At 43.3% G+C, this 23449-nt stretch carries 13 protein-coding genes; 10 read left to right on the forward strand and 3 right to left on the reverse strand.

Translation table 11 applies throughout. From position 1 onward, the window contains the following. The first annotated feature begins 589 nt into the window (after positions 1-589). The 4 genes from DFQ01_RS30085 to DFQ01_RS30100 all read left to right on the forward strand — a co-directional run bounded on the left by DFQ01_RS30085 (position 590) and on the right by DFQ01_RS30100 (position 7485). Complete coding sequence (locus tag DFQ01_RS30085) at positions 590-1027, forward strand: hypothetical protein (RefSeq protein ID WP_146216941.1); 438 nt, start codon at positions 590-592, stop codon at positions 1025-1027. A 968-nt stretch (positions 1028-1995) separates the two neighbouring features. Continuing rightward, a complete protein-coding gene (locus DFQ01_RS30090; RefSeq protein ID WP_110047603.1) occupies positions 1996-4008 on the forward strand; it encodes a site-specific DNA-methyltransferase in 2013 nt (670 codons plus the stop codon). 2 nt (positions 4009-4010) lie between these two features. Further along, the gene (locus DFQ01_RS30095; protein WP_110047604.1) at positions 4011-6758 is read left to right on the forward strand and encodes a DEAD/DEAH box helicase family protein; all 2748 of its coding nucleotides are present in this window, start codon (positions 4011-4013) and stop codon (positions 6756-6758) included. A gap of 175 nt (positions 6759-6933) precedes the next feature. Then, positions 6934-7485 carry a hypothetical protein gene (locus DFQ01_RS30100; protein WP_110047605.1) on the forward strand — a complete coding sequence of 184 codons (552 nt, stop codon included), beginning with the start codon at positions 6934-6936 and terminating at the stop codon, positions 7483-7485. 244 nt (positions 7486-7729) lie between these two features. On the opposite strand, the gene DFQ01_RS30105 is transcribed toward DFQ01_RS30100, so the two are convergent. Further along, positions 7730-8599, reverse strand: a complete 870-nt coding sequence (locus DFQ01_RS30105; protein ID WP_110047606.1) for a hypothetical protein — start codon at positions 8597-8599, stop codon at positions 7730-7732. A gap of 570 nt (positions 8600-9169) precedes the next feature. On the opposite strand from DFQ01_RS30105, the gene DFQ01_RS30110 reads away from it, so the two are divergent. After that, positions 9170-10087: a hypothetical protein gene (locus tag DFQ01_RS30110; RefSeq protein ID WP_110047607.1), complete on the forward strand. Its 918-nt coding sequence runs from the start codon at positions 9170-9172 to the stop codon at positions 10085-10087. Between the two features lie 265 nt (positions 10088-10352). On the opposite strand, the gene DFQ01_RS30115 is transcribed toward DFQ01_RS30110, so the two are convergent. Then, positions 10353-11369, reverse strand: coding sequence for an AI-2E family transporter (locus tag DFQ01_RS30115; RefSeq protein WP_110047608.1), 1017 nt, complete (start codon positions 11367-11369; stop codon positions 10353-10355). A 700-nt stretch (positions 11370-12069) separates the two neighbouring features. On the opposite strand from DFQ01_RS30115, the gene DFQ01_RS30120 reads away from it, so the two are divergent. Then, the gene (locus tag DFQ01_RS30120; RefSeq protein WP_110047609.1) at positions 12070-13185 is read left to right on the forward strand and encodes a slipin family protein; all 1116 of its coding nucleotides are present in this window, start codon (positions 12070-12072) and stop codon (positions 13183-13185) included. A gap of 310 nt (positions 13186-13495) precedes the next feature. Here DFQ01_RS30120 and DFQ01_RS30125 read toward each other — a convergent pair whose 3' ends face one another. Further along, positions 13496-16495 (reverse strand): OmpL47-type beta-barrel domain-containing protein, encoded by a 3000-nt coding sequence (locus DFQ01_RS30125; protein WP_245946948.1) that lies wholly within the window; start codon positions 16493-16495, stop codon positions 13496-13498. 333 nt (positions 16496-16828) lie between these two features. Here DFQ01_RS30125 and DFQ01_RS30130 point away from each other — a divergent pair, with 333 nt between their 5' ends. From DFQ01_RS30130 to DFQ01_RS30145, 4 genes are all read left to right on the forward strand, one after another. Further along, complete coding sequence (locus tag DFQ01_RS30130) at positions 16829-17812, forward strand: tRNA dihydrouridine synthase (protein WP_110047610.1); 984 nt, start codon at positions 16829-16831, stop codon at positions 17810-17812. A 258-nt stretch (positions 17813-18070) separates the two neighbouring features. Then, entirely contained in the window at positions 18071-18763 is a 693-nt protein-coding gene (locus tag DFQ01_RS30135) for a hypothetical protein (RefSeq protein WP_110047611.1), read from the forward strand. A 288-nt stretch (positions 18764-19051) separates the two neighbouring features. Then, positions 19052-22159 (forward strand): ATP-binding protein, encoded by a 3108-nt coding sequence (locus DFQ01_RS30140; RefSeq protein ID WP_110047612.1) that lies wholly within the window; start codon positions 19052-19054, stop codon positions 22157-22159. A gap of 12 nt (positions 22160-22171) precedes the next feature. Then, positions 22172-23266 carry a BTAD domain-containing putative transcriptional regulator gene (locus DFQ01_RS30145; protein WP_110047613.1) on the forward strand — a complete coding sequence of 365 codons (1095 nt, stop codon included), beginning with the start codon at positions 22172-22174 and terminating at the stop codon, positions 23264-23266. Positions 23267-23449 lie beyond the last annotated feature (183 nt).

Genomic DNA, 23449 nt, shown 5'->3' on the forward strand with positions numbered 1-23449 from the left:
TTTTTTTTTTTTTTTGTTTGTTTGTTTTTTATTGAACCCTTTATTATAACCAAGTGTATTTATAACAGGGGATTCTTATTTTATTTTAGGGACTGTCAGGACCTTTACAATGTCCGATGTATTCATTATACTGTAGGTATAAGCGCAATGGGGTGACATTTAACTTAAGGAAGGAGATAAAATGCTTCTTAATTCAATATTTCTTTCGAATATCCCAGATGAAAGCTCTGTCAAAGTGCAATTACTTTATAGTGACTACATGGAGTTAAAGGAGATTGCTGCTGAAAACAGCTATAGTCTGAAGAAATTAGTAAATAAATCGATTGGTATGGCTTTGGATGAAATAGAGGAATCAGGTTTTTATACGAGAAGGCGAAGCGTCCGAGTTGTAAATGCTATCACTAAAAAATGTAGTCTAAAGATAAAGAACAAACATTACGACAGGTTGGTGGAAATCTGCGACCTTCACGATATCAGAGTGAAGGATATCGTTAGAGACATTATTCTTCATTACCCTACTACGTATTATAAACGTGATTAAATGGAAGCGTCCGTCGTATTTTGGATGTATCCCACTTAAGGAGACTAGATGATGGCTAAAAGAAAACGCAAACAACCGGGAGAGTTATATGCAATTATTAGAGATGGTGAACTTGAACTGGTTGTTACAGATGCAGGGGATGCCGAATCAATCAGTGAATTGAAGCAAGAGCTGGCAAGGTTAATTTATTTTGAGCAGCATAAGGATGAATATGGTGAGAATCAACTTATTGAGATGTGGCAAACCGAAGGTATTGAATATAGTGTCTCGAGATTAACGTCTATTGAGCCTGAAAAAGATGATGCCGCTGAAAACTCGAAGGACGAGGCTACCGACGAAGATGAGCTTGATTGGACTGAAAAAGATTATGAGGATGAGGACGGTGAAGAATACTCAGGGTCTGAGCTTGAAGATAGCCTAGTGAAGGATGCAGAGAAGTTAATAGACCGACTTAATGAGCAGGTGGATGAGTTTGGTGTCTTCTAGCCTTGATGAGAAACTCCCCCTGATTTGGGGAGTTATTTATATATTTTTTTAGATAATTATTCAAGAAACAAATTTGACTAGTTTTGAGGCTATACCCATTACTTTTAATTAGAGTCTGAGGTTCCAGCAGCTGCCGCGAGAATTGGCAGCTATTTCTTTTGTTTTGGATATTTGCTGTATTGTGCGAACATAAACGGCTTATTTTAGTCTGATTTGTGTATTGAAGTAGCAGTCCATTAAGGTATCGGAATGACTACTTGTTCCAAGCATCATCTCCTTGCTATATCCCCATAAAGAGGAAGTTGATAAGGAGGAAGCTAGGCAAACGATTACAGAATTTACATATGAAATGGAGATATTTCTCGACCGACGAGTCTCTCAGAATGAGTTGTTGTGTATCTTGTTAAAAGAAAGCGGAAATGCAATTTAAACATTTAACTCTCGACATGGGATCACTTTGTATTGAGGACTATATGATGCTTCATGGTTCCTGCGGAGTATGTAGTATAAGCTTAATGTAACTCGAGATTCTGCCTAACGAAGATTATCAGTTAGTAGCAAAGTTTATTGGTACAGGTGACAAGAACATTGTGGTTTGTAACCATTGTTATAATGTGATTCGTAACGAGTTTACTTTATGTTCGAGGAAGGAGATTACGATATTTCATGTTATCAGTTAAGAGTATAATATTAGCTGCCTTTGTCAGACGTTGTAACCATGACAAAGGAAGAAAGTCGCTTGAGATTCATAATTGGAGTTGACGCATTAGATCGACACATTTCATCGCTTTTTGATTGAATGTAGTTTAGAGTCATCCTGAAGGGATTGACAGATACAAGAACAATTAATTGGGGTCAGAATCACCATTCAATTCTATGGCTTTAGATACAAATAGATATTATTATAAATATATTGCTGCAGCACTTGTTCGTATAATACAAATATCGCTTAAGGGGAATGGTTAACTATGGAAAAGATTCAACCCAAGGTGTTTGATAAAATAATTGAGATTGTAAAAACATTCGGAGATAAGTACGTTGCTGACGGAGGGTTGAAGCGGACTGCTGTAGTAAATGATTTAAGAAACTACGATGAAGCTCTGATTACAGCTCTGGTCAATGATGACTATATTAATAAACATTATTTCAAAAAAATTGCAGGGAAAGATATATTCTTAATTGATCAGTTTGAAGACATGCTACAATATCGAGACTACTGGGAAACCAGTTATACTAAATATGAGAATCAAATTGGTTTAACCTCAGGGGGGAAATATTTACTTGAACAGGAGGATGTTGTTTTAGATTTTCCATTTAAAGATGGGGTACTTAATGCAGCAATGAGTAAAGAAGATATGGCTTATGATGAATCCTTTTTCAATGAGGTAATTGAAAAAGATGAGATTGACGTAATGTTAGATAAGAAAATATTAACTAATGCTACTAAATTTGATGAACATGGACAACACAGAGTAACTAATTTTAATGATGAAAATTTGGTTGTTAAAGGGAATAACCTATTGGTACTGCACACAATAAAGGAAAAATATCAAGGTAAAGTTAAACTTGTATATATAGACCCTCCGTATTACTTTGAAGCGAAGAAAAAGGAAGATACTTTTAAATATAATTCAAACTTTAAACTATCAACATGGCTTGTTTTTATGAAAAATCGTCTTCAAGTTGCTAAAGAACTACTAAGTGATGATGGAGCTATATTTGTACAAATTAGTGATGATGGGGTGGCTGAATTACACCGACTAATGAAAGATATTTTTAATGAACCAGGGAAAAATAATTTTATTAATAAGATCACGGTAAAAACAAAATCTCCGTCTGGTTTTGCTAGTGTTAATGCAGGGGTTTTTGAAACAGCTGAATACATTATTGGTTTTGCAAAAGATAAAAGTAAATGGAAGTACAATCCACAATATATAGAATCCACTTACGATTCAAATTATAAATATTATATTAAAAACATAAATGATGATATCTCTCAGTGGGAAATAGTAAGTCTAAATGACTATCTTCCGCTACTTTTTGGGTATGATAATAAAAATGCTTTTGTCAATGAACTTGGAAAAGAAGTTTTTGAAAAGAAAATGGGTGATTTCGCATTAGAGAACTCTGATTCGGTATTTAGATATACTGCTATTGGAGACGATGCAGGACAAGAAATTGTTAATATACGAAATGTTTCCAAAGGACATAAAGATAAGATATATATCGTTGAAAGAGAAAATCATTATAATGTCATAGTTCAAAATGGGCAGGAAATCGCATTCTATTCTAAAAAGATTAGAGAAATTGATGGACAAAAAGTGCCTAGTATACAACTTAGCAATATATGGATGGACACACCGTACGAAGGGATTGCCAGAGAAGGCGGAGTTACTTTAAAAGGAGGTAAAAAACCAGAAAAACTAATTAGAAGAATTATTGAAATAGCTAGTAACAAAGGCGATATTGTAATGGATTTCTTTGGCGGATCAGGTACAACAGCCGCCGTTGCTCATAAGCTCGAGCGGAAATATATAACGATTGAACAAATTGACTATAAAGAAAATAGTCCTTGGAATAGATTAAAGAGTGTTATAAGTGGTGAGGATCAATCAGGCATCTCGAAACTAATTAAATGGGTTGGTGGAGGAAGTTTTGTGTACGCTGAATTGTTCCCGAAAAATATGGGTTATTTAATTGATATAATAAACTCAAATTCAATTGTTGAATTAAAGGCTGTATATGAACGTATGTTACATGGTTCTGATACTCAGGAGAAAGCGGATATTGATTTTCGTGCTGATCTAAATAAGATTGATTGGAGCCGTGGGATTGAAGTTAATCGAAAATTACTTATTAAACTAATTGAAAAAAATCAATTGTATTATAACTTGAGCGAAATTGATGACTCTAATGTCAGGGAATTGATCAGTGATTTGGATTACAATTTTAATAAGAGTTTCTATGGGGAGGAGGCCTGAAAATGTCTTCAGTACCAAAGAAAAAGAAGCAATTATCACTGCCATTACTAGACGAGCTTAATCTATATAATACTTCCTTATTTAATGAAATGATTGGCTATCGGATACCCGAGTATGTAAATAATAATTTAGTACACGATCTACGTGACTATCAAGAGAATTCAATTAGATACTTCCATTACACTCAAACGTTTAGAGATGCACGTAACATTAAGCATGTCCTATTTAACATGGCGACTGGTTCTGGTAAAACAGATTTAATGGCAGCTTTAATATTGTTTATGTTTAAAGAATATGGATATCAGAACTTTGTCTTTACTGTAAATACGAACAGTGTTTTAAATAAGACTATTGATAACCTTACGAGTAAAGCATCGAAAAAATATTTATTCCAACAAACAATAGAAATTAATGGTGAACGAATAAGTATATTGCCTGTAACAAGATTCCCTATTGAACAAGCGAAGAATGTGATTTATCTGAAATTAGCAACAGTCCAGTCATTATCAAATGATTTGTTTATTCCAAGTGAAAATTCAATGTCTGAAAGGGATTATGCTCGTAATAAGGTTGTTATACTGGGGGACGAAGCACATCACTACTCAGCATCTACAAAAAAGGAAGAAGATGAGGAGCAGACATGGGAAGCTGCAATAAACAAAATACTTAATGCAAGGGATGACAATAGATTACTCGAGTTTACTGCTACTATTGATTTAGAAAATAAAAATATATATGAGAAATACAAGGATAAAGTTATATATCGTTATACTCTAGATAAATTTATGTTTGAGGGGTTCTCTAAGAACGTAAAGCGCATTGAGGGCTCTATAGATGACAGAGATAAAATGTTAAATGTAGTATTGCTAAGTGAGTATAGAAGGTATACGGCCATGGCTAAAGGTATTCCTTATTTTAAACCTGTGATTATGTTTAAATCTCAAAACATTAATGCATCTAACAATTCTAATCAAGTGTTTAATGAGATGATTGAAGGCTTGACTGTTGAGGAACTAAATCACTTTATTATTCGACAACAAAAGCTAGATGATAGTGAAAGCTCGACTTTAAACTATGCTTATGAGTACTATCTGGAACATACTGAGAGTCTACCGACGATTTTGCGCACCATAAAACGTGAATTTGAGCCTAGACGTATATTAAATGCGAATGATTCAGATCGTGGGGCAGGTATGCTGGAAAAAGGGCAATATCAGGCATTAAATTCTTTAGAAGATGAAGATAACTTATATCGAGTAATATTTGCTGTTGCAAAGTTAACTGAAGGTTGGGATGTCTTAAATCTCTATGATATTGTAAGGATCAGTGAGAATGCTAAAGGCGATAAAAAGTCTACTATGGCTGAAGCACAGTTAATTGGGCGTGGTGCTAGATATAATCCTTTCGTATTAAACGGACAGGCCTCGTATAAGAGAAGACTTGAAGATGATTCTCATGACAGTTTGTTACTTGAGACACTTCACTATCATACAATTAATGAACCGCAATATTTAAAAAATCTAGTTAATTCACTAGAAGCATTGGATTTGCCAAGTGGAACTGACGAGAAGAACCCTCCATTAGAAGTGAAGATAAAAGGTAATTTTAAGAAAACCGACGTTTGGAAATATGGGAAGATCTATTATAATCAAACCGTTGATGTACCAGACTCTTATTATTCTAGCCTGTCTAGTTATGGAATTCTTAATGCAAACGATGTAACGCTTCCTTGGTCATATTCATCTAGGGAAGTATCCTATAAAGACGAATCGACAAGTTTAAAAACTCATTCAATTGTAGTTAGATTAAATGAGAGATATTTCAAAAAGGCTATGCAAAAAATAACATTCTATCGCTTTGATGTAATGAAGAGATTCTTACCCGAACTGAAATCAAAAGAAGAATTTATTTATGGCAATAATTGGTTGAATTTGAATAACCTTACATTGCGAATAGAGGCGCCACTTGACTTTACAGAGAGTGATTTAACTAGCAACGATAAGCTGCATATTGTATTATCCTATCTGCGTGATGTTGAGGATAAAATTACCAAGGGTTATTCAAGTGCACGGGGTAGTAACAAATTTATTGGGTATCCGATTAAAGACTATCTTACTGATTATAGAAAACGTGTTCCAAAATACGATTCAATAAGTGGTAATCGTAGTCAGATTGTTGAACCACGTAAAATGTCAGGTGATGAAAACGACTGGTATGTTTATAACTTAGCAATAGTGAATGAGCTTGAATTCGACTTGATTCAAAAAATTGGCGAGCGTATAAAAGAGTTACGAGAAAAATATCCTGAAACTTATCTATTTCGTATGGATGAGCAAATGAATAGAGAAACACGTAAAAATAACGATTTAAAGTTACATCAATTTCAACCGACTCGTGAAGTGAAGTTTGAAGGTTTCCAGCCAGACTTTATACTCTATCTTAATAATGCCGATTATTACATTCAGGTATTTATTGAACCTAAAGGTGGGGATTCTGGTCGTATGGAAAGAGAACAGTGGAAAGAAGATTTGTTGACCTATATTACGGAACATGAGGCTGAACTTATATTTGAAGATGAGGTTTCCAATGTTAAAATAAGTGGTCTTAGATTCTATACAGATAGAGATGGGCGTAAGATGTTTAATCAACTTGCACAGGTTGTATTAGAGAAAGATCATTTCTCAGGAATGTCTATAGAACAAGATAACAAGGAACCAGAGGAGTCTGAGTTAACTTTATTTGATATTTAAAGATGAAATTGGGTTTTGATCGGCTAAGCTTGGTATTTTACTTTGGGTTGCTTGATAGCGAGAGTAACAAACAAGTTCTCGTTATTTACGGCTATCAGAGACTGACTTAATGTAGTTATTAGATATAAGAAAGAAAATAACTCATAGATACGATTAAAAAGTGGGGGTTTATTGGATGCCAACAGAAGGATACGTGAGGACTAAATTTAATGACGGAATGAATTTTGAGCATTGGGTTGATAAGAATTTTCGGGATAATTATATTGATCTTGCTGTTTTGAAACGTACTGATGTGTCTGATGAACCCCACAAGCATGAGGATATTAAGGATGTTCCATCTGAACCAGATTTGAAGATTACACTAAAATCCGGAAGAAATTTTGAGGTTTGGGTAACACATAAGAAGATGGATATAGAAAAGTGGGAAAGAAATAAAAATAGATACTATTTACCTGATATGTATTGGAGATACAAGACCGTAATGTCTATGGAATCTGAGCAATATCTATTGTATGGGATTTATGATGCAAATAGACCGGTTAAAAATTCTGTTCCTCATGAAATTTATTTCTGTCAATTTAATAAAGAAATGATTGGTAGGGTGTGGAAGGATGAGGGGAAGGTAAATCAGGACGATTGGAGACGTGCTATAAATATGTCCTCTGCAGCTGTAATATTTAATTCTCAACATGGGTTTACTGGAAATAATCTATCGAGAATTATTTAGCCAGGAATAATATACGATCATTTGGCTCAGATGTTCCGTACCATAGCTCGGTCTAGCATCATCCTTGTGATAATCAATGACCTGTTTAGAATAAATATTTCGTTTGCCGATGAGTGCTATAGATTTATGGGTCACGATAATAGAACGAGATGGATAGAGTCATGAAATGATATGAACTTGCCCCTAGGAAGGATGTTAGAGACGCATTTCCTTTAACTAGCCTAGGGGCGGTTTATTGGTTTTATTATCCTCGAGATCTTCTCTCATCTAGCACGTATGATTCAACTCCTTGACGACAAGAACTGCACTTTCCCATTAACAGAAATCCATCTGCTTCTCCATGTATGATACATTGCACAATGCTTACAACTTCTGAACAATTCTCACAGGTATATTGATTAATAAGACGTTCGCGCTTTTCCTCAGCAATGGACTCCCATCGAGGCAATACGTCCATTTCACAACATAAGTCATTATTGATAACCGCTAGAGGTATGCTTTTCTCGAGTTGAAACTTCGGTTTCAATAAGAATTCAAGGGGATAAATGTCTTCCCTTGAGGAGAACAATGCTTTAATCTTAGCAGTTGGCGGATTCTTCTTCGTAGTATAGGAGTATTGCGAATAGAGATCTTCATCTTCCTCAAGTTGAACGATAACAAAGGTATCTTCCTGTTCATTCATCTTATAGATGATATTCTCCGAATGAAAAACCTCCTCCGGATAATCGAATGTTACTAGATTATTTAGCTTGTTATGCCACTCAAAATGAAACACTTTATACGCTTGATTTCGAATGAATTCTATGAATTTATCTTGCGATAGACTCAATTCGAACCCCGTCAAATATCCGCGACTGTCAAAATCATACCCGTACTCGGATTCGAAAGCTTGTTGATAACCAGTTTTAAACGTATTTTTAGAGATAGTCATCTTACTGATCAATAAGGCAATTTGGCTATTTCCCGTTATGTAAGGAATATGAATCTCCTGTGGCTTAAGCTGCTTTGTAATTTCATTTCGATGTTCTATATCCCTATCGAGCTTTTCGTTAGGTGGTGCTATGTAAACGTAACCCATATCCGCATACTCTCCATAGTGACAAGTAATCTTCATGTAGTTCCCCTCCATTTATTGAATAATTTAATAGACGCCAACCAATTAAGAAAGTTTCATGATATACATACGAAAATCAGGAATATTGGTGAGATAGTTCATTGAGCAGGTGTTAATCTTGTCGAGTATTGAATAACCCGACAGTTTGTACTTCCAGTACAATATAGAGTATTTATAGAGAACAGAGCATGGCACTTTGAGAATCTGTACTTTCCGAGGATTTAAAGTGGAAGGCAGTAACGTGGGATAAGTTTGGTTATTCTGTTCCGTTAAATGGTACAATGACATCCCTCTTACAAGGGTGTTATGGTGCTTTTTGTACTGATTAATACTTCTCTTCCCTTGATTAAACAAAAATGACCGTCAGAGGGACACTTTCTTCAAAGTGTTCTTATTTATCTTATTTTTAAAAGATACGGCAGTGTTTATAATTTTCGAAAAATATCCTTATTTTTTATTGAAAAAGCATGTGAAAAATAGTGGTTTCCATATGTCTTTTCAAGAGAAAAAAAAAGGTATATAGTAACCTTCAAGCTAGTTGGACCAAATGAGAAGGGGATAGGAACAACCATGTATCTGACTTCTGATGAAAGACAGAGAATTATACTTAAACTTACTCAACCTCAAAAAAACGCGTTGCGCGTTTTTTCGAAGCTATCTCAAAAATCTTACTTTGCGAATGTTCTCGCTTCCCACAAAGGGACTGATCGCTATGCTTTTGAAGGCTTTATTGACCATGGTGTGGTCAGCAATCGTGTAACGTGTCTTTGTGGTAAATCTTTACGCTATGAGTTTCTTCTTAGAGACTTGCGTGCTAATCGTTTGATCAGCCTTGGGAGGACGCACTTCCAAAGAGAACTGGATATCCCACACCATATTGCTCGACTCGTAACAAATGGACTTCACATAATAAATATAGAACTCGATGAAATACTACATAAATTTGAGCGTAACGATTTCGATTTGCCGCAATCTGTTCTTGAACATATTGCTAAGTTGGACTTGTCAAGCGAGATTCAGTGTTTACGTAACGCTCAATTGCCGCTGCTTAAAAGACATAGAGATTACTTATTCGATCATACAAAAAAATACCGGCAGCCGAAGAAACCAGTGTTTCAGGTAAATAGGAGTCAACCCTTAAGTAGACAAGACAGAAATTCGGAATATAAAGAGTTCGAAGCGAGATACGGACATGTCATTGAGGATTATTTTAAAAATAAAGAACAGCCTCATGAATTTCGGTGCCGAAAGGAACGTAGATTAAGAAGCCTTAAGTATTCCTCAGTCTATAGAATTATGAATTATTTAATTAATGAAAAGGGTGTGGAAAAAAGTGCGATCTTTGTTGAGCACCCATATATCCCTTATGTGAACGATTATCTATATAAGAACCCAAATAAGTATAGGGTGCGTCCTTATACCGAGAATAGTCATAACTCAGAGTATAAGTATGTGGCTGTACCCGATCCATTAGAATCTGAGCCTTGACGAAGGAACAGTTTAGAGTAAGAGGGGCAAATGCCTCTCTTCTTTATTTGTCATGAACTTCTTTCGTCCACCTACGTCTGCGTCGAGATTTTCGACTGGAAGTCCATCATGTACCTTAGACGCATTTCGTTAGTCGACGCGATTATTATCGTTGTGACCGTTGTAATCGTGCTCGCAACGGATGAATAAAAAAGGGACTGCCCCGGAGCAAGAGATTTGGTCGTCGCGATCTCGGGAGCAGCCCCTTTTTCGTATTGTCCTAGTCCTATGCCAATGACTTCTCGTCCTCTGTCTTGACGTCAAGAATATCGAGCAGGAACATGAAGATCGGAATGCCGAGAATTAATCCCCAGATGCCGAAGTAGTGCTGGGAGAATACAAGAATGACGAACGTGTAGAACATCGGCAGCTTCGTCTTGTGCGACATCAGCCGAGGATTGAGCACATACGTTTCGACGGCATGGATGACAAGGATCATAACGACCGCCCAGAGAACAAGCATCCATCCACCGGTCTGAAAAGCGATTACGCTGATTGGAATAAACGAGATAGCGACACCTGCTACCGGGATGAGGCTCAATAGGAATACGAGAATCGTCAGGATGACCAGATAAGGGAAGCCGAGAATCCATAGGCCGATCATTGTAAGAATGGTGTTGACGATCGCAATGATCAGTTGAACCTCGATGACCTTGCCGAACGAAGAGATAAACTTGCGGCCGAAGTATTCCATCTCCTCGTAGAGCCAGCCGATCTTGCTTGTCTTGAACTTCCGCGTGAACTTCATAATCGACGCCTTCTGGAGCAGGAAGAAGAAGCTTAACAGGATGACGACGAGAATGATCTCCAGCCACTCGCTGAGCTTGGAGATATAATTGAGCGCTTCCTTGCCGTAATGCTGGTAATCGATATTGTTGATCGCTTCCGTCAGTTGCTGGGCGGCCTTGTCGTCTTTGTTGGTGTCTAAGAACTTGATGATGTTGTTGATCAGGTCGGTAACCTGGCCGATGATCTTGGGTACGTAATTCGAAATGCCGATGACCATCGCCGCAATGATGACGATGTACAGCAGGCTGGTGACAACATTGGGGTGAATCGGGAACAAGCGGTTAATCCGCTTCGTGAGAAACCCGGTCAAGCTGTTCATAACGAAAGTAACGAGGAAGAGCAGCAGGATCAGGTTGAGCATGTCTTTAAGACAATAGACTGCAAACAGGACGATGAGGCAGATCGTAATCTTGCGAACCGCTGGTGAGGCCAATAACTCTCGAAATATTCCCATGTAATTTCCCTCTTCTAAATTAAACTTCTGCATAAGCTAAGTTTACGTATGAGGCAGGCAGAAGTTGCTTCTTTTTTGACAAGCTAAGGGGGCACGAATACCTCTCTATTATTATTTGTCATAAACCCCTTTCTTCCACCTACTAATAAATTTAGTCGAAATAGCATTTTCGCACTCAGTCGTAATACTTCCACCATGTTCGTTCAACTTGAAATAAGTCATCATAGAACCTGTGAGACAGACAATCTTACATTGGTTCTTATTCAGACGGTCGTAACGAGGCGTGGATATCGAATTATCCCGCAGTGCCGTGCATCATATGCAGCGGTATCCTGTACGATCGGTCGGTAGGTACAACACTTATTTGGGGTTCAATTCCCCAATCGCCTGAAAAGCGATTCTGGTAGAGCACTCGACTTCCAATCGAGCACAAACTAATAGTCAAGACCATGGGATAGAATCCCTAGCCGCTAGTTAAGCACACTGCAGCAAGGCTTTGTAATCCGTGGATACCGATAGTGCGATATTCCGGGAGTTTGCATGGAAGGAAGAGTAAGAAGGACGCCTGAAAGTAGGTCACCATCCTCTTATTCGAAAGTCCATGCAAATCGCTGATCGATCGCCTAGCTCAAACGTGATTCCGCCAGAGCTGCAGCGGGATTCTAATCCATTGGTCGAATAACTAAAGGGGGTAACGAAGATGTTTAAGAAAATAACGATTCAAGCTGACGAGCGCGGTTTGCTCTTCGATAAAGGAAGTTATGTGAGGAAGTTGATGCCGGGCACCTATCGCTTGTCGTCGTGGTCACAATCCACCGTTGTCGTGCTGAATATTGCTAGACCGTTCGTAGTTGATGGCAAAGATTTGCAGCTGTTCCTTCATGATGATGACCTCGTGCGAGAACTCCATATTGTACGCGTGCAAGACCATGAATACGTGCTGCATTACGAGGACGGACAATTCCGGCAGCTGCTGAAGCCAGGTACATATGCCTTCTGGAACATGTTTAAGAAACATACCTTCTTGCATACCGATACCAGACAGCCTGAATTGTCTGCGGAGGTAGACCGTTCCGTTGTACCTAAGCTGGCAGCCTACGTGCAGCCATATGAAATTGCGAGCTATGAATCCGGATTCCTGTTCTACGACCATGTCTTGCAGCGTGAGCTTCCTCCGGGCAAGTATTATTTCTGGAGAGGTTCGGTGTCGGTTATGGTGAAGACCATTGATCTTAGACAACAACAAATGGATCTCATCGGCCAAGAAATGATGACAGAGGATAAAGTAACGCTGCGAATCAACTTCGTATGCCAATATAAAATCGTAAATCCATTGCGTGCATTGGAAATGAAGTCTTTTGACGAGCAAATCCGCATCCAGCTCCAACTGCTGCTTCGAGAGTACGTAGGAACGCTCAAGCTGGACGACCTTCTGAAACGGAAACAGGATGCTGCTTCGTTCGTACTATCTCGTTTGCATGAACAAGAAGAAGCGTTCGGCGTGCAATTCCTGAGTGCAGGGGTTAAGGATGTTGTGCTGCCAGGAGACATGAAAGAGATCCTGAACACCGTCCTGCTTGCGGAGAAGAAGGCGCAGGCTAATCTAATCACTCGTCGGGAGGAAACGGCTTCGACCCGAAGCCTGCTTAATACCGCCAAGCTGATGGACGAGAATGAGACGTTGTTCCGACTGAAAGAGCTGGAATTCCTCGAGAAAATTTGCGAGAAAATCGGGTCCATCTCGTTGACGGGCGGCGGCGATCTGCTGGAGCGGTTGAACTCGTTGGTGGGTGAGAAAAGGAGAGCAAGCAATTAATAAATGGCCTCTCATCAATCTGAAATATACCCTTGCATTATTAAATAACAAGCTGGGAAGTGTGAGCTAACGCGCATGCATCGACAGCGGCACCCAAGTGATAATGAAGCAGGCATAGACCCAAGCCCCTGCTACTGTCGTGTGTTTAGTATGAGTACATGGCGCTGGAGCAGTTCGTCAGGTCAACAACCAGTTCGACTGAATCCTGCTCCCAAGGGCTTGCGTTCCCCTTGTCAATTTCAATGCAGAAAAGCCCGTATGCGATAACCGCATGCGGGCTTTTTCTGCAACGTGGCACTGCTGCCCTGGCTTATTGGTTGCCTAAGGACTGAAGGATACTTTGCACTAAAGCCGCATAACCGGACTCCAGTCCTTTCCCCGTCTGGGCATTTACTTCATTGCTAAGGGCGTTCAGGGCATTGCTTGTTTTCTTGGCGTCGTTGCCGGCCGCTTGCACCTGCTTCACCTTCGCTAACAGGCTGTTTGCCAGACCCGGTGTCGTAATGAAGCCGTTGTCACTGCCGGATTGGATCAACGAGTCCAAATGCGCGATATCCATATAAACGGTTATTTGTGCTGTGACCGTAGTGGAATTCCCTGCCTTATCGCTAGCTGTCACGACAATGGAATGTACGCCGAGCGTCAGACGCAATGGTGCTGTTTGAATCGTGCTGGATACAGGTTTTCCGTCCAATGTGACGGATACCGAATCCACGCCGCTAGTTGCATCGGATGCCGCGATCGGATAGTTCAGAGCATCACTAATCAGAAGCTTCGAGATGTCAGGCAACGTAATAGTAGGGGCTGTCAGATCGATCTGAATGATCTTCTCCTTCACCGCTTCCTTGTTGCCTGCCTTGTCCTCGCTGTAGTAACGAAGAGTATGAATCCCCTCCGATGAAATCGATATAGAATTGCCGGTGGTATAGGCTCCTCCGTCCAAGCTGTAGGACGTGGAAGCAACTCCGCTCTCTGCATCGGTCGCTTGAAGGACTACGTTCACGGGATGGGACTGCCACCCGGTTGGGGCGTTATCCATGGTTACAGGAGCTGTTTTTCTCTGCGCGAACATCCAATCAAAGACGTCTGTGTAGTCATTGTTCCAAGCCGGCAAGTTAGAGGACTGCGCCGTGGGAGCTATGCTCCAAGTCCCCATCGTGATCTGGTTGTAAAGAACAGCAGCTTCGACCTCGTGCGCTATATAATCAGGCAGGACAGGGTTGTTGGCCGGATTCGGCCTCTGACTAGGCTGAGCAAATTGATTGTAGGGCCACGTAAGAGCCTCATTGCTCTCAAAGCGCGAGGCCCTCGCGTTGGTCATTTTGGGCATATTGGTGTTTATGAAGTTAGCGAGGTTAGTCTGGTATATGCCAACGTTATTAGCATTGATAAACATCCAGTAGGCCAGTTCGGTGTGAGCGACGTTGGTGCTCGCGTTCGGTGATCCGTTTACCGGAGACATAGGCGCGGCGGCCGCGAAGAAGCCGGGGTTGTCGTTAACTAAGCTGTTCGTATACAGGCCGCCCCATGAGAAGCCCGCCACGTAAATACGGTTAGGGTCTACTGCGCCGCTGGCAACCAGGTCGTCTATAACCTTCTTAACATTGGCTGTGGAGGGAGTAGATACGCCGTTATAGGAAATATTCAGGATATGGCTGGCGTATTTCTGCGGGTTTTCCTCCATTTTCTTCATTAGAGCGACCGAACCGTTGGCGGATTTCATGGCCGCTTTGGGGTCGGTTTCAGCGTTTGTGCCGCCGCGTGACATGCCGTGGGTATAGACATACAGCGGCAATCGTTGCACCACATTACCGTTGTCATCCTTGTGAAGATAGAGCGCGCGATTGACCGAATTTCCCGTAGGTGTTGTAAACTTGTCAAGGATCGGATTCACAACTTTGTCCTGTTCAAAAACCACGTTGCGAAGCGAACTCCCATCTGTTAGTAGGATCCCGTCGTTCTGGACGATGTTGTAAACCTGCTTGGTCGAGTTACTGCTGCCATCCAGCGTTGTATTGCCGCCGCTCTCTGAATAAAACTCCAATTCAACTACGATGTAACGGCCGCTTGACAGTCCTTCCTGATAATCCGGGGAATTGCTTACTGTGCCCTTATAGCCCCGTACCTTTGGTTTGTCATTGGCGTACACCCTTGTGATCTTGCGCGTCCCTTCAAAGGTCACCGAGTCGCCGCTCGACGTTGTGTTCCTAGCCGAGACGGTGAACAACCTCGGGTTAAGCGCGGCGCCTAACGCCGCCTTCCCATCGCCTAAGTCAATGATGACGGCCGTCGTGTACTCGCCGCGGGCGAAGTTGTCATTCCATACGATAAAGGGAAGCTGCTTCGCGTTCGGATCGTTCCGGAATGTCACGTGAATGGTATGGTCAGCCTCAATATTTGCAATGGTATAAGTACCAGCAGCAGATAGAGTCACAGCCTCGTCGTCTACCGTTACGGTATCCACGATTTTGCCGTGATTGGGGGTAAACGCGAATTGTTTGCTTGAGCCCTTAGCCAGTCTCAGAACATCGCCGGGTGGGTCCGGCGTTATTGTACCGCCCGGTCCCGCCGTGGCGGTGATGGAGAATCTGGTGTCCGCTTCATTGGCTGAAGCGAGCTGCAGGCTGTCTCTAAATGAAGCATCGCTGGAATAACCCGCGTCCGGAACGCCGAAAGAGGAAACGACTTCATAGCGATCGCCGCCCTTTTCCGTGGAGTTATTGATATAGACCTCAAAGGTAAGCTTGCCTTCCTGGAAGGTCAAGTTTCCTTTGGGTATTCTCATCTCCACGATATATCCTGTATCCGTGATCTGGGTCCATGCAGCTCTGCCAGGAGCGGACTGCCCTGAGAACACGCCCGTCGCGCTGACGCGCCATTGGTTTGAGCCTCCGGATCCGTTGCCGACATAAAACTCCAGGCTGTCGTACTGGTAATCTCCGCCGGCTCCCTGATATAGATTGCTGTCCTTCACAACTACGCGGGCATACAGGTAGTCGTGGTCCCACAGAATTCTGGCTGTGCCCGTGGCATGGGGTCTAGGGTCGTCGGGTACAGTGCTTTTGTTGATGGGATGTTCCATTGTCAAGGCCCACAGTGGGTCGTTGGACCCGAGTTCGGGCGTTCCGAAAATGGCGGTAGGCGTATCATTCGCCTGCAAGGTTGCAAGAGTTGTAGAACTGAGGTCGACATCGCGTGCTTCTGCGTGCTTCATGTTGTCAGAGGCGGCGGCAAGGCTGGCAGGTATTAGCGACGCCACCATTACCAAGCAACAGAGGAACGCGAGCACGCTGCCGAATCGTTTGGACATCAATAAAATCCTCCTTTTTTTCGATCCGGTGGGCCCACGGCTTACCCGCATCGTATTCGGACACGTTGTCAATTTGACATACGCCCAACTATATGGTGTGGTATATTTACCAGGTTTACAACCTGTCAAAAAGTAGAATCTATGGAAGCGCTTGATTCGACAAATTTTTAACCATCATCATGATTCCATTCGCTATCGTTTGTGAAAAGGCACTCAAACGTGCTATAAGTGTAGAAGAAGCAGAAAATTGAACAGGATTGCTTTTATCATTTTGGGATTTTATCATTTTGGGATAATGAGTTGTAAGGATATCCATAGAGAGGTTTTTTAGATATGACGAATAATTTTTGGCGGGATTTGCCGCGGCCTTTTTTTGTACTGGCGCCTATGGAAGATGTGACGGATGTTGTTTTTCGCCATGTCGTGAGCGCAGCGGCAAGACCGGATGTTTTCTTTACGGAGTTTGCGAACACAGAGAGCTACTGCCACCCGGAGGGGAACAAAAGCGTGCGCGGGCGTTTGACTTTTACAGAGGACGAGCAGCCCATCGTCGCACACATATGGGGAGATAAGCCGGAATATTTTCGTCAGATGAGCATCGGCATGGCGGAACAAGGATTTAGAGGGATCGATATCAATATGGGTTGTCCTGTAGCGAATGTAGCGGAGAACGGGAAAGGCAGCGGCCTGATCTGTCGTCCTGAAATTGCAGCAGATATCATTCACGCAGCCAAAGCCGGAGGACTGCCCGTAAGTGTAAAGACAAGGCTTGGTTTTAGTAGGGTAGACGAATGGCGCGATTGGCTGACGCACATCTTGAAACAAGATATCGCTAACCTATCCATTCATCTGCGGACGAGAGAGGAAATGAGTAAAGTAGACGCTCATTGGGAGCTGATCCCGGAGATCAAGAAGCTTCGTGATGAGGTGGCACCGGATACGTTATTGACCATTAACGGAGATATTGCTGACCGTCAGGTCGGCCTGCAACTAGCTGAGCAATACGGCGTGGATGGCATTATGATCGGGCGTGGAATATTTCAAAATCCGTTTGCCTTTGAGAAGGAGCCGAGGGAGCATAGCAGCGAGGAACTGCTGGGCCTATTGCGATTGCATCTGGATCTCTACGACCAATATTCGGCATTGGAAACACGTTCGTTCCAGCCCCTTACTCGTTTCTTCAAAATCTATGTCCGTGGATTCAAAGGAGCAAGCGAGTTAAGAAATAACTTAATGAATACCAAGTCGACTAACGAAGCGCGAGCATGTCTCGACGACTTTGAAAGCAAGCGTCAGGATGGGGTAGAGGAGCAGTAAAGTTCAAGTCCTCGTATTAGCCCAAGGGACACGTTACTAGCCGAGTGAGAAGCGGATATTATTCCGATTCTCGCTCGGCTTTTTATCTAGACACGAAGATGAGAGAGCGGATATTCACCCGAATTCATGTAACCTCGCATCGTTCTTGGAATTCTTATTATTAAATATTAAGAATAAGAATACTAAGAATTAATATTTATGTTGTCTTAAGAGTCTTGTTTGTTATATTATGGTTGAGAATGTCAAGGAGGGAAATGTGTGCATTTACAACCGTTATCAATTTATTATATAAAGTTAAAACTCAAATCGCCCACAGACGAAGCATTGTCCGAGGGTTTAAAGCCATACGCCGATGATGTTTACGAGGCTATGGAGAATTTCAATGTCAAGTTTAATGGCATCAAGAAGATCACTGTTCTCAAAGTGAACGGCATCGGCTTGGATCTATTTTTGTTTTACTATAATATCCATCCAATCAAAGTGACAGCAAAGGAACTGACGGTCTTCAGCAGATATCTCTATTATGAGAAAAACTGGTCGCGTTTCTCACGGGAAAGCTCAAAGTTGTTTGTGCCAGCAGGGGAGATCATAGATGATTTTCCGCTTGCGGAAGCGTATCATGAAATATTTGTAACCCAGGATGATACAGATAGGAAGAGGGATGCGTCGTCCTCCCTTAGAAAGAAATACCCTTCCTTATATCCGGAGGACATCCTGGAGTATTATTACAGCAGCGAGAACATATATGCTCAGGACGATGATTCATTAGAAGTGAAGAACATGGACTATGAGTCTATGCCCTTCGAATTGACGGAGGCGCAGTCGTTGGCTACGTTGAATTTTCTGCTGCAAACGAAAGATCTGGGCTCAATTGAATTAGCAAACGCCAAGCGCGAGGCCATCCAAAATATCAATTCTATCCTGAGGCCATGGGCTTCAGGGACGATGTAGGGAAGCGTGTTGCAAACAAACATGCGGTTCCTGACACGCTATTGTAAAAGCATTGATTCTAGGTGGAGGAAAGAACGAGACCTATCGGGTGTTTATAGTGGAGGTAGGGTAAAGAGCTCCGCTCTGAGAGATGTAACTTTATATGATTTACACCGAATGTAACCTCCCTCAGCCCTCCAAACAGGACTCCCGCACATTTTGTCGAATATACCAATCGTCAATACCCTTGACCAGCCAGATCCGGTTATCTCCGGACGGCTGACCTCCACACGATAAGAGTTGGTCACATTGTTGAAGAGAACGCTAATCGTCTGCCTGCTTGGCTTAATCGCTTTCTCGCTCATTCCGTTGTCAATGATGATGAATCGGGGTAATCAGTCCGGCGACCTGCGAGTCCAGAATGGAGTTATGGATCTCTCCTCATGGAATTATGAGCAGGACCCGATCATCAGGCTCGACGGCGACTGGGAGTTTTATTGGAATGAGCTGCTGACGCCTGAAGATAGTCGTATGAATGCACCGCCTGTGAACACTGCTTATATGAAGGTACCCTCCAATTGGAACGGTAAGATGGTTGACGGCCAAGCTTTGCCATCGTACGGTTACGCCACGTATCGGATGGTGCTCAGAAATGTGCCTTATAGCGGTGTATTTGCATTGAAGAAAAATAATATTCGGTTTTCGAGCGCGGTCTTCGTAAACGGACATAAGTTGTTCGAAGACGGGAAGCCATCCGGGGATACGGAGGAATATGAACCGGGCAACACGCCGCAGTTCGGGCTTGTTGCGCTGGACAAGGGGGATGTGGAGATCCTTGTTCAGGTGGCCAACTACGATTATATTAGCGCGGGTATTCCGAACGCTCTCAGCTTCGGCGAGCAGGCCGCGATGATCAAGCAAGAGGAGAAGAACAAGACGCAGGAATTCGGCGTGCTTGCGATTCTTGGTGCGTTGGCGCTTATTTATTTGGTTTGTTTTACGGCGGCGGCGATGTATCGCAACGTCGACTATTCACTGCTCATATTCGCGCTCATCTGCGCGTTGTATGCGGTCTATCATGGCTTGATTGACGAACGGACGCTCATGATGTTTTTGCCGGATGCTACGTTTGAAACGATGTACAGGGCGAAGGATATCGTGTCGATGGTCACGATGATCCTGCTCGCTATGTTTTTCTACAAGATACATAACAATATGATTTCTCTGAAGCTGCTGCGAGTCATATCGATTGTACTAGGCGTCTTCGTGGTGTTGATCGGCTTTGCCCCTATCCGTATCTATACGGACTTGCAAGCCTATGTCGTCGCCATGTATCAAGTGATGCTGCTGTGGATGCTGTGGAGATCAGCCATCTTCTTCATCAGGAGCGAGCCTCACAATCGGTTTAGAGCGCTGCTGCTCTTCATGGCGGTTATCTCCTTCAATCTGTATTCGCTCGATATCATTTTATTTGCTCTGTCCTTGAAGGGAAATCTTTGGATCGCGCAGTTTTATATTTTCGTATTTAACGTCGTCGTCATCTTCCTGATTGTTCTTCGTTTCTTTGAAGCCTACCATACGATAGATGAAATGAAGAACCGGCTGCTTCAAGCAGATAAAATCAAAGACGATTTCCTGTCCAATACGTCTCACGAATTGAAGACGCCGCTTAATGCGATCGTCGGCATAACCGATACGCTGCTGAGAGGAATCGAGGGGCCGGTTACGGAGAGACAAGCGCAAAATCTAGCGATTATTTTGGGCAGCGGCAGAAGACTCGCCAATCTCGTGAATGAATTGCTCGATTATTCCAAAATGAAGCATGGGGATATCGTGCTGCATAAGAGCAATATTGAGCTGAAGGCGATCGTCGATTCGGTCATGCGCATCCATTCCTTCCTGCTCGGCGGCAAGCCGATTGCGCTGGTGAACGGCATTCCGCAAGATTTTCCCGCTGTGCAAGCGGACGGCAATCGGCTGATTCAAATCCTTCACAATCTGGTCGGCAATGCGATCAAGTTCACCGATCAGGGCGAGGTGACCGTGAACGCCAGAGTAGTCGGCGGTACTGTGGAGATCCGAGTTAGCGATACAGGGATTGGGATCGAGGCGTCCATGCGGGAGCGCATATTCGATGCCTTCGAACAGGCGGACCCTTCCGAGACGAGAAATTATGAAGGAACCGGTCTTGGCTTAAGCATAACGAAGAGGCTGGTGGAGCTTCATGGAGGAGCAATCGGACTGGAATCCCGTCTCGGACAAGGCACTGTATTCACGTTTACGCTCCCGCGTTCGCATGCAATCTTAGATGTCACCGCAGGGCGGCAGAAGGAAGCAGAGGTGGCTTATCCGAATGTCGCGGTTCCGACAATGGACTACCCCGTCTATATCGAGGGGAAAACCAACGAGCGGATTCTAGTTGCGGACGACGATTCCGCCAATCTGCAGGCGATGATCAATTTGCTCCGATTGGAGGGGTACGCCATCGTGACGGTCAATCGCGGAGCGATGGCGCTGGATGAGCTTACCGGGACGCCGGACTTTTCCCTTGTCATTCTGGATATTATGATGCCGGATATGTCGGGCTATGAGGTGCTTCAGACTATTAGAGAGCGGTTCACTTCCTTCGAGCTGCCGGTATTGATGCTGACGGCACGTAACAGGGCGTACGACGTAAGGTCTGCGCTGGAGATCGGGGCCAACGACTTTGTCGGCAAGCCGTTCGAAGCGGAGGAATTGACGGCTCGCGTCCGCAGCTTGACCCGATTAAAGGCATCCGTACGGAACGCCGCGAACGCGGAGATCGCTTTTCTCCGCTCGCAGATCAATCCGCATTTCTTATATAATGCCTTGAATGCGATCGCTGAATTGTGCATTATCGAGCCTCAGAAGGCGGAGGAATTGACGCTGAATCTCTCGGAATATTTAAGAAGCAGCTTCGACTTCAAACAATTGAGCTCATTGACGACGCTGCGCAGCGAGATGGAGCTCGTACAAGCGTACGTGCATATCGAAAGGGCGCGCTTCGGCAATCGGCTTGAGGTCGAATATGAGGTGGAGGCGGATCTAGGTATCCGAATGCCTCCGCTGATTTTGCAGCCATTGGTGGAGAATGCGATCCGGCACGGCCTGCTGTCTACCTTTGACCGGGGCAAAGTATTCATATCCGTGAAGAAGGAAGCGGCGGGCGAGACTCGATTTATTGTGGCGGATAATGGATGCGGGATGAGCGAGCGCAGAAGAGAAGAGGTGCTTAACCTGGACGCGGATGCGAACGCTGACCACAGAGGAGTCGGATTATGGAATATCGGCAGGAGGCTCAAGCATCTATACGATACGAGCATTCATGTGGAAAGTGAAGAAGGAGCAGGGACGACGGTGTCTTTCGTCATTCCGGCGAATCCGACCAAATGGTAGGAGAGTGGAACGATGTTAACGGCAATGATTGTGGATGATGAGGAGTTGTCGGTCAAACGGCTGACAAGACTTCTGCTCGAAAGCGGCGAGTTCAGCGTATGCCACTCTTTTCTGAACCCATCGGAGGCTTATGAGTTCGCGAAGGCGAATCGGATCGATGTCGCCTTCCTGGATATTTCGATGCCGGCAATTGACGGCATGACGTTGTCCGGCAAGCTGCGGGAGCTTGACGATTCCATTCAGCTGGTGTTCGCGACTGGTTATGGAGACTATGCCGTACAAGCTTTTGATATAAACGCATTGGATTATCTGTTGAAGCCGGTAACAACGGAGCGATTGAACAAGACCTTGAGCAGGATCGATAAGACGCCTCGCAGCGCTCCAGCTTTGCGCGTACAGCTGTTGAACGAATTGAAAATATACAACCGGGACGGGCAGGAAACGCCGATCAAGCTGCGAAGTCCGAAAACCGAGGAGTTGTTCGCTTTCCTCTTATGCAAGCGATCGGTGAGCCGGGAGGAAATCGTTGAAACCTTATGGACCGATATGGAGACGGATAAGGCGCTTAAGAACTTAAATTCGACGCTCTACTATATTCGTCAAGCGGTCGGCGCGGACAAGATCGGGAGCATCATGCACACGGGAAAAACAGAAATTCGCTTGGAAGAGAACGGCATCGATTGTGATTTGTATGTTTTTGAAAGACTGCTGAAACAAATCCGATCGGGTCCTGAGCAGGCTGACAAGCTGCTCGAACAAGCGGAGACGTTATATACAGGAGAGCTGCTGAAGGGCAAAGCATTCGAGTGGGCCGTCCCGATAAGGCGTGGGCTCGAGCAGCAGTATATCGAACAGCTGGAGGCAGCTTACAGGCGTCGTCTAGCGACGGACCGACCGCTGGATTCACTTCATAATTTAAGCATGATCTTGAAGCTAGATCCCTTACGGGAAGACATCCATCATGAGGTGATACGTCTACATATTGAACTAGGGAATCGCAACGAAGCGCTTCGCCAATATCGCACGCTGGAGAAGCTTCTGCAGCAGGAGCTGGGTACGAAGCCGGATTCCCGAATGAGAGAGTATGTCAGAAAAATGACGCGTTAGCGCCGGATAGAGCAGAGGGGGCTGTCCCAGAAGTAGGTCAACTAACTGATGAGCTAGCTCAATTTATTGAAAAAAAGCAAAAAAAGGCGGTTCAGGGGGTCATCCCTGAATCGCCTTTTTGATTCTTCTATCTACTGCTACCTTCTTGAGCAAATTATGGGCAAGCGAAAGCCACCCGACCTC

The organism is Paenibacillus cellulosilyticus (genome assembly GCF_003182255.1).
Classification (GTDB): domain Bacteria; phylum Bacillota; class Bacilli; order Paenibacillales; family Paenibacillaceae; genus Paenibacillus_T; species Paenibacillus_T cellulosilyticus.